Annotated in this window: 2 protein-coding genes; both read left to right on the forward strand. The window is 41.3% G+C overall.

Annotated elements, in window-relative coordinates; translation table 11 throughout:
- The first annotated feature begins 3 nt into the window (after positions 1 to 3).
- The gene (locus tag QUA54_RS03725) at positions 4 to 5,526 is read left to right on the forward strand and encodes a protein kinase domain-containing protein (protein WP_333413350.1); all 5,523 of its coding nucleotides are present in this window, start codon (positions 4 to 6) and stop codon (positions 5,524 to 5,526) included.
- Between the two features lie 72 nt (positions 5,527 to 5,598).
- The gene (locus tag QUA54_RS03730) at positions 5,599 to 11,463 is read left to right on the forward strand and encodes an AAA family ATPase (RefSeq protein WP_333413352.1); all 5,865 of its coding nucleotides are present in this window, start codon (positions 5,599 to 5,601) and stop codon (positions 11,461 to 11,463) included.
- The last annotated feature ends 33 nt before the right edge of the window (positions 11,464 to 11,496 follow it).

Genomic DNA, 11,496 nt, shown 5'->3' on the forward strand with positions numbered 1-11,496 from the left:
GCCATGAATAACTTTGACAAAAATAGCGACACTCCTACAAATGTTCAAATTCCCAACTATCAAATTATCTCCACAGTTTATTCAGGAAGTCGCACCTTGGTATATCGGGCCGTCCGTACATCAGACCAATTACCTGTGGTCATCAAACTCCTGAAAAATGACTATCCCACCTTTAGCGAACTCGTGCAGTTTCGCAATCAATACACCATTGCCAAAAACCTTAATTCACCTAGTATCGTCCAAACCTATAGCCTGGAACCCTATCACAATGGCTGTGCGTTAGTGATGGAAGACTTTGGGGGAATTTCTCTTCAGGAATGGGCAGTCAAAAGGAAAAACGCACTATCGTTGAGAGAATTTTTAGAAATCGCGATCGCCCTCTGCAATACCTTAGATATATTGTATCGGCATCGCATCATTCACAAAGACATTAAACCCAGCAATATCTTAATTAATCCCGCCACCAAACAAGTCAAATTAATCGACTTTAGTATTGCCTCTTTACTACCGCGAGAAACGCAAACACTAATCAATCCCAAGGTGTTAGAAGGAACACTAGCTTATATTTCCCCAGAACAAACTGGCAGAATGAATCGGGGGATTGACTATCGGACTGATTTTTATTCTCTAGGTGTTACCTTCTACGAATTACTGACAGGAGAGTTACCTTTTCAATCAAACGATCCGATGGAGTTGGTGCATTGTCATATTGCCAAAGCAGCGCCCTTAGTACATGAAATTAACCCACAAATCCCGCCTCTACTATCAAAAATAGTTAGTAAATTGATGGCAAAAAATCTCGAAGACCGCTATCAGAGTGCATTAGGAGTGAAGTTTGATTTAGAGAAATGTTTTACTGAAATTCAAGAAATTGGTCAAATTGAATACTTGGAAATTGCTCAAAAAGATGTAAGCGATCGCTTCATCATCCCCGATAAACTTTATGGAAGAGAAACCGAGGTATCAACTCTACTACAAGCATTCGAGCGAATCGCTAACCCCCCTATTTCCTCCCTTGCTAAGGGGGGAAATAGGGGGGTAGAAATGATGTTAGTAGCTGGGTTTTCGGGAATTGGAAAAACAGCAGTTATCAAGGAAGTTCATAAACCAATTGTGCGGCAACGCGGTTATTTTATTAAAGGTAAATTCGATCAATTTCAACGCAAAATTCCCTTGAGTGCATTTGTGCAAGCATTCCGAGATTTAATTGGGCAATTGTTAACCGAAAGCGATGCACAGATTCAGCACTGGAAAAACCAAATATTATCAGCAGTTGGAGAAAATGGGCAGATATTTATTGAAGTCATCCCTGAACTAGAAATAATTATAGGTCAACAACCATCTGTGATAGAATTATCAGGAACTGCGACACAAAATAGATTTAATTTATTGTTTCAAAAATTCACCCAAATTTTTACCACCTTAGAACACCCATTAGTGATATTTTTAGATGATTTACAGTGGGCAGATTCGGCATCGCTGAAATTAATGCAGCTTTTAATGGCTGATACAGGTCATCTGTTATTGATAGGTGCATACCGCGATAACGAAGTCAATCCAGCACATCCATTAATGTTGACCTTGAGTGAGCTTCAAAAAAGCCAAGCAACGATTAATACGATTAATTTAGCACCATTAAGCGCAAGAAAAGTAAATCAGTTAGTAGCTGACACCCTGAAATCGACCGAAAGTTTGACATGGCCTCTTTCTCAACTGATATTTCAGAAAACCAAAGGAAATCCATTTTTTGCTACGCAATTTCTCAAAGCCTTACATCAAGAGCGACTAATTCAATTTAACTATCCCTCTCTATCCCCCACCCCCCTTACCAAGGAAGGACAGAGGGGGGTACAAGGGGGCTGGGAATGTGACATTGTACAAGTAAATCAGCTTGCGGTTACAGATGATGTTGTTGTCTTTATGGCATTGCAATTAGGAAAGCTACCGCCTTCAACTCAACAGATGTTGCAGTTAGCTGCTTGTATTGGCAATCAATTTGATTTAGCAACATTGGCAATTGTTTCGCAACAATCCCAAATTGAGACGGCTGCTGCTTTGTGGAAAGCATTAGAAGAAGGGTTGATTTTACCAGTTGGTGATGTTTATAAGTTTTATCTCGGGCAAGAAAATCAAGCAGTTCCTCAACAAAATTCTCATAAGGTTATATACAATTTTTTACATGACCGAGTACAGCAAGCTGCTTATTCGCTGATTCCAGACGAGCAAAAACAACTGACGCACTTAAAAATTGGGCAATTGCTTTTAAGTGTAATGAGCAAGACAGAAAAAGAGGAAAAAATCTTTGAGATTGTCAATCAATTAAACAAAGGAGCAGATTTAATTGTCTCAGAAACAGAACGCGAGGAATTAGCAAAGCTAAATTTAGCTGCTGCACAAAAAGCGAAATCTGCAACCGCTTACATCGCAGCAATTGAATACACCACTAAAGGCATACAACTTCTCACAGGAAGTTGTTGGCAACAATACTATGATATAACCTTGGCTCTACATGATTTAGCCGCAGAAGTAGCTTGTCTAAGCGGTGAGTTTAGACAAATGGAACAGATAGTCGAGCGGGTAGTACAAAATGCTCGTCAATTACTAGACAAAGTTAAGGTCTATGAAGTGACAATTTTAGCTGACGTAGCCCAGAGCCAACAGCCCAAAGCTATTAAAACCGCTCTTTCTGTTTTGAAATTATTTGGAATATCGTTTCCAGAGCAGCCCACTGACGCAGAGATCAATCAAAGTTTGCAACAGGCTCAAGATGTATTAAAAGGAAAAGATTTACAAGATTTGTTGGCACTACCTGAGATGATTGACCTTCAAGCTCTGGCAGTGATGCGAATTTTAGGAACCGTGACAGCAGCAGTCTATCAAGCGATTCCAAAACTACTGCCGTTAATCGTCTGCAAGCAAGTTAGCTTATCAGTTGAATATGGTAATGCTGCTGTATCAGCGCAGGCTTATGCTTGGTATGGAGTAATTTTGTGCGATCTTGGGGAAATAGATTTAGGTAATCGCGTTGGTCAACTGGCAATGGAACTACTATCACGCTTTGAGAGTAGAGAATTTAAAGCCAGCACTATTAACATGGTTTATCCGTTTGTAAAGCCTTGGAAATATCATATTCAAGATTCACTTGCTCCTTTACTGGACGGATACCACAGCGGTCTAGAGATGGGTACTTTAGAATATGCTGCTTACTGTGCCTACAATTACTGCTCGCTGTCATTTTTTCTAGGAAAAAATTTGTCAATCCTAGAACCAGAAATGAAGGTTTACAATCAGGCATTAGCTCAACTCAAACAGGAAGTCGCTCATAACTATCTTAGAGTCTTTTATCAATCAGTCTTAAATTTGCTCGGTCAGAGCAAGTGTCCTTGGGAAATTCAAGGTGTAATCTATGACGAACACATCATGTTGCCCTTGCATCAGAAGGCTAACGATCTTTACGCAATGGGAACACTATATATCAATAAATTAATTCTTTGTTACTTGTTTAATGAGTGGGAGCAAGCAATTAAAGTGGCAGTTGATGCCAAACAATATTTGAGCGGAATATCCGGCTGTTTTAAGGTTCCGGTGTTTCACTTTTACGATTCATTGACCCATCTTGCTATATTACCCAACGCTCAAAGTAGAGAATGCGATGCCTTCGGCGGCTTTCGCCAATCCCTTCCCCAGGAAGTTATTAGCAACCAGAAAAAACTCAAACAATGGGCACACCATGCACCCACAAACCATTTACACAAATTTTATTTGGTGGAAGCAGAACAGTATCGGGTGTTGGGGCAGATGTATGAAGCAATGGATTACTACGATCGCGCTATAGCCTCTGCAAAAGAAAACGCATTTATCCAAGAAGAAGCACTAGCGAATGAACTTGCCGCCAAATTTTACCTCAATGGGGGGAAAGAAAAACTCGCCCAAGCATATATGCAAGAAGCATATTACTGCTACGCGCGTTGGGGTGCGAAAGCCAAAGTTGCTGACCTTGAAAAACGCTATCCCCAACTGCTTGCTCCCATCCTCCAGCAAACCCGTTCTCCCCTGTCAGCTAACGAAACTATCTTCACATTGGGGAGTGTTACTTCTACCAATTACCCGACTTCCCACAGTAGCAGTGCCTCTGAAACTCTAGATTTAGCTGCCATTCTTAAAGCTTCTCAAACTATCTCCGGCGAAATTGAATTTGAAAAACTGCTTTCATCGTTGCTTTCTATTGTCATCGAAAATGCGGGGGCTGATAAATGTTGGTTCATGCTCTTGCAAGACGATCGTCTACTGATCGAAGGGTCAATTACTGAGGGGTCAAAGCCAGTCGTATTCCAGCACATTCTGGTTGATGATAGCCACGACATTCCTCTGAGGCTGATTTACAAAGTCAAGCACAACAAGCAGACTGTTGTGCTGTTTGATGCCACGATCGATCCGACTTTGGCCAATGACCCTTATATTATTCGTCAGCAGCCTCAGAGTATCTTGTGCAGCCCGATTTTGCATCAAGGGAAATTGCTGGGCATTTTATATCTAGAAAATAATTTAGCGCCGGGGGCATTTACAAGCGATCGCGTCGAACTCCTGAACCTACTTTGCGCTCAAGCTGCTATCTCCCTAGAAAATGCCCGACTTTATCAGCAGTCACAAACCTCTGCTCAACAGCTAGAGCAAGCCTTGCATGATTTGCAGCAAACTCAATTGCAAATGATTCAAAGCGAAAAAATGTCGGCTTTGGGTAACTTAGTTGCTGGCGTTGCTCATGAAATTAATAACCCTGTCGGCTTTATTTACGGCAATTTGAATGAAGCTAAATCCACAGTTAAAGACTTAGTGGAGCATCTCAATCTCTATCGCGAGCGCGCCCTAGAAACAGAGATTGCCGACCATGCCGAAGATATCGATTTAGACTATATCATCGAAGATTTACCCAACATCATTGACTCGATGCAATTGGGCTGCGATCGCATCAAAGATATCAGCACTTCACTCCGCACCTTTTCTCGCGCTGACAAAGACTACAAAGTTCCTTTTAATATCCACTCTGGACTCGACAGCACGATCTTAATTCTCAAATATCGATTGAAAGCCAACGATCGGCGACCCGCCATTGAAGTAGTGAAAGACTACGGCAATATTCCCGAGATCGAATGCTTCCCCGGACAGCTAAACCAGGTGTTTATGAACATTCTCGCCAATGCGATCGATGCACTGGAAGAATCAAATATTGGGCGGACTTTTGCCCAAATCAAGACTAACCCTAATCGGATTAAAATTATAACATCCGCGGACAATCAAGAGGTGAAAATTACCATTGCTGATAATGGTCAAGGGATGAGTGAATCAGTCAAACAAAAGATTTTTGACCATTTATTTACAACGAAAGCTGTAGGGAAAGGCACGGGGTTAGGATTGGCGATCGCTCAACAAATCGTTACAGAAAAACATGGCGGTTCCATCCACGTTAACTCGATACTAGAAGAAGAAACTGAATTTATCATCACTTTACCTGTCAAGGCAAAATAAACCCGTTAATTTTCCCTAGCATCCAGACTCATTTAACCCATGACTCACATCAATTATTAAATAAAAACGGTCATGAATAACTGTCACCAAAACACCAACTCTCCTATAACCGTTCAAATTCCTAACTATCAAATTCTTGAAACCGTTTATTCAGGAAGTCGGACTTTAGTATATCGAGCTATCCGTACATCAGACCAATTACCTGCGATCGTTAAACTCCTAAAAAACAACTATCCCACCTTTAGCGAACTGGTACAGTTTCGCAATCAATACACGATTGCTAAAAATCTTAATTCACCTCTGATTATTCAAACTTATAGCCTAGAAGTCTACCAAAAGGGCTATGTGTTAGTCATGGAAGATTTTGGTGGCATTTCTCTTCAAGAATGGGCACTGAAAGCAAAAAATAGACTCTCTTTGAGGGAGTTTTTACAGATCGCGATCGCCCTCTGCAATACCTTAGATATACTGTATCGCGAGCGCATCATTCATAAAGACATCAAACCCAGTAATATTCTCATCAATCCGGAAACGAAAGAAATCAAATTAATTGACTTTAGTATCTCATCATTGCTACCCCGAGAAACACAAACACTACTCAATCCCAATGGATTAGAAGGGACACTGGCTTATATTTCTCCTGAACAAACAGGTCGAATGAATCGGGGAATTGACTATCGGACTGACTTTTATTCTTTAGGAATCACTTTCTACGAATTACTCACCGGAGAATTACCTTTTGACTCCAACGATCCAATGGAAATCGTCCATTGTCATATTGCCAAAGCATCGCCATTAGTCCATGAAATTAATTCAAAAATTCCTCCTGTCCTCTCAGAAATTGTTAATAAATTGATTGCCAAAAATGCTGAAAATAGATATCAAAGTGCATTAGGAATAAAATTTGATTTAGAAAATTGTTTAACTCAACTTCAAGAAAGCGGTCAGATTGAAGACTTTGAAATTGGGCGACGGGATCTGTGCGATCGCTTTCTGATCCCCGACAAACTTTATGGACGAGAAGCGGAAATAGAAACCCTACTCCAAGCATTTGGACGAGTCGCCAATGGCGCATCTGAGCTAATGCTAGTAACAGGCTTTTCGGGGATTGGCAAAACAGCAATTGTCAATGAAGTGTATAAGCCCATCGTGCGATCGAAAGGCTACTTCATCAAAGGCAAATACGATCAGTTTCAACGCAACATCCCGTTTTCTGGATTAGTACAAGCATTCCGCGATCTGATGGGGCAACTGCTGAGTGAAAGCGATGCTCAGTTAGAACAGTGGAAAGCCAAAATTCTGTCTGCTTTGGGTGAAAATGGGCAAGTCTTGATCGATGTAATTCCCGAACTAGAAGAAATTATCGGCAAACAACCATCTGCGATCGAACTTGCTGCTAGTGCGGCACAAAATCGCTTCAATTTACTGTTTGTGAAATTCATTAAAGTGTTTGCCACGCCAGAGCATCCACTGGTGATGTTTCTAGACGATTTACAGTGGGCAGATTCAGCATCCCTCAGTTTGATGAAGTTGTTGATGAGTCAAGCAGAGGGGGGCTATCTATTCATTATTGGTGCTTACCGCGATAACGAAGTTTTTCCAGCCCATCCGCTGATGCTGGCGTTGGAGGAAATCGACAAAACAAAGGCAATTGTCAACACTATCGCGCTGACTCCGTTAAGTCAATCTGACGTGAATCTTATGATTGCAGACACTTTTAGTTGTGCGATCGAACTGGCACTGCCTTTAACAGAGTTAGTCTATCAAAAAGCCAAGGGCAATCCGTTTTTTACGACGCAATTTTTGAAGGCGTTATATGAGGATGGGCTGATTACATTTGACTGGGAGATAAGTTCCTGGCAGTGTGATGTAGCGCAGGTGCGATCGCTTGCACTCACTGATGATGTAGTGGAGTTCATGGCAGTACAGCTACAAAAGTTACCGACCGCAACGCAAAACATTTTAAAGCTAGCCGCTTGCATTGGCAACCAGTTTGATTTAGCAACACTAGCAATTGTTTCCGAACAATCGGAAATAGAAACAGCGACAGTGTTGTGGAAAGCCTTGCAAGAAGGACTAATTTTACCCCAGAGCGAAATCTACAAGTTTTATCAAAGCTTGGAACTCGACACTCAACATTCAACCCCCAACACCCAACAATGTTTCTATAAGTTTTTACACGATCGGATTCAGCAAGCAGCATACTGTTTGATTCCCGAACAGCAAAAGCAGATGACTCACTTAAAAATTGGTCGTCTCTTATTAGAAAATACCGCCTCTGAAAATCTCGAAGAGAAGATTTTTACCATCCTCAATCAGATTAATTATGGGGTAAATTTACTGCAAGAAGAATCTGAACGGGAATTGATTGCCCGACTCAACTTAAAGGCCGGTGAAAAAGCCAAGGCTGCTACTGCTTATGAAGCTGCACTCAAGTATTTAAATACAGGTAAGACGCTGTTATCGAGTGAGAGTTGGGAGACTAACTACGCACTGACACATCATCTCTATACAAGTATTTCGGAAGCTGAATATCTCAATGGCAACTACAAGCAAGCGGAAAAATTGATTGATATTACCCTCAAAAAATCAGTCTCTATCTTAGATCGCGTACCCGTATATCGCATTCAATTACAGTTGTATAACGTACAATCTATGTATAATGAAGTGTTTGATGTTGGGCTATTCTGTCTGCAAGAACTGAACGTCAATTTAGAACCAAATCCACCCCAAAAACAGGAACTTCAAGTTGAGAAGTTAATCAATCTTCCTCTGATGACCGATCCATATAAAGAAGCAGCAATGGAAGTCTTGATGGCTTTAACTGGTCCAGGTTACGTGCAACGACCCCAATTACTAATCGAAATTATTAACACCTTTCTTCATCTCTCGATTCGATACGGTAATTCCAAATATTCACCTTATGGTTATTCTCTTTATGGGATGCTCCTTTGTGCGACGATGGAAGATATCGATCGGGGCTATCAATTGGGTCAGATGTCGGTAGATATATTAGAAGAAGTCGGTGCTCAACTATGCAGTGCGAAGGTTTTGAACATATTTGGCAACTGCATCCGACACTGGAAAAAACCTGCGCGAGAAAATATAGATTTAGCAATTGGCGTGCAGGGATTTTCTAGTGGCTTAGAAACTGGAGATATAGAGAATGGGGGATATTCAATTATTCATTATTGCGTGAGTCTGTTGTTTCTGGGCGTGCATTTGCCAGAACTGGAGAAGAAAGTTGACGATTATTTACAAATCCTCACCCAACTCAAGCATCAATATGCGACAACGATTCTTCAGATCGGTCGCCTGACTATTTTGAACTTGCAGGAAAATGACTTTAGTAAGTTTGAATTGCCTGAATATTTTCAAGAGTCTGAACAGTTAGAGTCTGACCTGATTGCCAATAAAAGTTTTACTCCTCTTTTTATTTTGTATGTCCTTAGAGGTTTGTTTTCGTACTCGATCGGTAAATATCAAGCAGCAATTAATTACCTGAAACTAGCAGGATCTTATCTTGGCAATGCACCGGGATTACTTGCTGTTAGCGAGCATAACTTCTACTATTCACTTTCTTTGCTAGCTCAATATCGGGAATTGGAGGAAAATCAACAGATTGAATGCTTGAAAATAGTGGATGATAACCAGCAAAAAATGAAGATTTGGGTTAATCATGCCCCTGAAAATTTTCTACATAAATATGAGCTAGTAGAAGCAAAAAAAGCCAGCAAGTTCAGTCAAACTTGGCAAGTGGCTGAGTCTTACGATCGCGCTATTGCTGGAGCCAAAACCAACGGCTATATCCAAGTAGAAGCACTAGGCAATGAGCTAGCAGCAAAATTCTACCTCGACTGGAACAAAGAAAAAGTTGCCGCAGCTTATATGCAGGAAGCCTACTATTGCTACGCTCGTTGGGGAGCGACCGCCAAAATTATTGACTTAGAAAAACGCTATCCCCAACTGCTTGCTCCCATATTACAGCAAACCCGTTCTACCTTCTCCACGAATGAAACTATTTTTAGATTATGGAGTGTCTCATCCACCAGTTCCGCTACTTCCAGCAGTAGCAATATCTCTGTGGCTTTAGATTTAGCTGCCATTATGAAAGCTTCTCAAACTCTTTCTGGCGAAATCGAATTGGAAAAACTGCTTTCATCGTTGCTGCATATCGTTATTGAAAATGCGGGAGCCGATAAGTGTGTATTAATGCTGAAGGAGTCAAATAATTTACTAATTCGAGCATTAGCAAGGCTAAGCTTAGATAACAATGAGAAGGCTAAAGTTGATTTTTCTTCGATGCTGACTAATCCACAGCCTGTTGAAGAGTCACAAAATGTACCAATTGGTTTAATTAATACTGTAAAACGCAACTTAAAACCTGCGGTGATTTTTAATGCCACCGTGTATCCGCAATTAATTAATGACTCTTACATTCAGCAACACAAACCTAAGAGTATCTTGTGCAGCCCGATTTTGCATCAAGGCAAGTTAATCGGCATTTTATATCTAGAAAATAACTTAGTCACTGGAGCTTTTACTAGCGATCGCGTCGAACTGCTCAATCTGTTATGCGCTCAAGCGGCAATTTCCCTGGAAAATGCCCGACTTTACGAGCAGTCACAAACCTATGCCCAACAGCTAGAGCAGTCATTCGCTAAATTGAGTGAGAGTAACTCTCGCTTTGAGAAACTTGTAGATAATGTTCCTGGTGTTGTTTATCAAGCCTGCTGGACTCCCGATCGAAGCAGATATCTGACCTACATCAGTGCTGAGTGTTACGACTTGTTGGAAGCCACGCCAGAACAGGCGATCGCCAATGTGCTCTTTTTCACGGAGATGGTACATCCAAATGATGCTGCCAGTTACGAGCAGTCGCTTCTGGACTCAATACAAACATTGACTCCTTTGGAGTGGTCAGGACGAATTATTACACCATCAGGGATTGTCAAGTGGATTCACGCTGAAGCTCGAGTTGAACAACACGCGGATGGAAGTGTGGTTTGGGATGGATTATTGTTGGATATTAGCGATCGCAAACGTGCCGAAGCTGGCATTATCCAAAAATCTCAAGAATTAGAACAAGCCTTACATGACTTGCAGCAAACCCAATTGCAAATGATTCAAAGCGAAAAGATGTCAGCATTGGGAAACTTAGTTGCTGGCGTTGCCCATGAAATTAATAACCCCATAGGCTTTATTTCCGGCAATTTATATGAAGCCAAATCCACCGTTCAAGACTTAACTGAACATCTAGATTTGTATCGCAGCCAAGCATCTGCTGCCAACATTGGCGATCATGCGGTCGAGATTGATTTAGACTATATCATCGAAGACTTGCCCAAAATGATTGACTCGATGCAATTGGGCTGCGATCGCATCAAAGGTATCAGCACTTCACTCCGCACCTTTTCTAGAGCTGACAAAGACTACAAAGTTGCTTTTAACATCCACGAGGGCATCGATAGCACGATTTTAATTCTTAAATATCGATTGAAAGCTTCGGATGAGCGGCCTGCCATTGAAGTAGTGACAGACTACGGCAATATTCCGGCGATTGAATGTTTCCCCGGACAGCTTAACCAGGTATTTATTAACATTCTCGCCAATGCGATCGATGCGTTGGATGAATCAAATACTGGTCGAACTTTTGCCCAAATTAAGGCTAATCCCAACCGCATTACCATTCAAACCTCCTTAGTTGATAACCGCGTGAAAATTAGTATTGGTGATAATGGTTGGGGGATGAATGAATCAGTCAAACAAAAAATATTCGATCACTTATTTACTACGAAAGCTGTGGGGAAAGGGACAGGTTTGGGATTGGCGATCGCTCGTCAAATTGTGGTTGAGAAACACGGCGGTTCCCTGAACGTTAACTCTATACTGGGACAAGGAACAGAATTTATCATCTCCCTACCAACTCAAGGCTAAAAAAAAGTTAACTTTTCCCTGGCATTCAGCTTC

Source organism: Microcoleus sp. MOSTC5, assembly GCF_036701825.1.
In the GTDB taxonomy this organism is placed as follows: domain Bacteria; phylum Cyanobacteriota; class Cyanobacteriia; order Cyanobacteriales; family Microcoleaceae; genus Microcoleus; species Microcoleus asticus.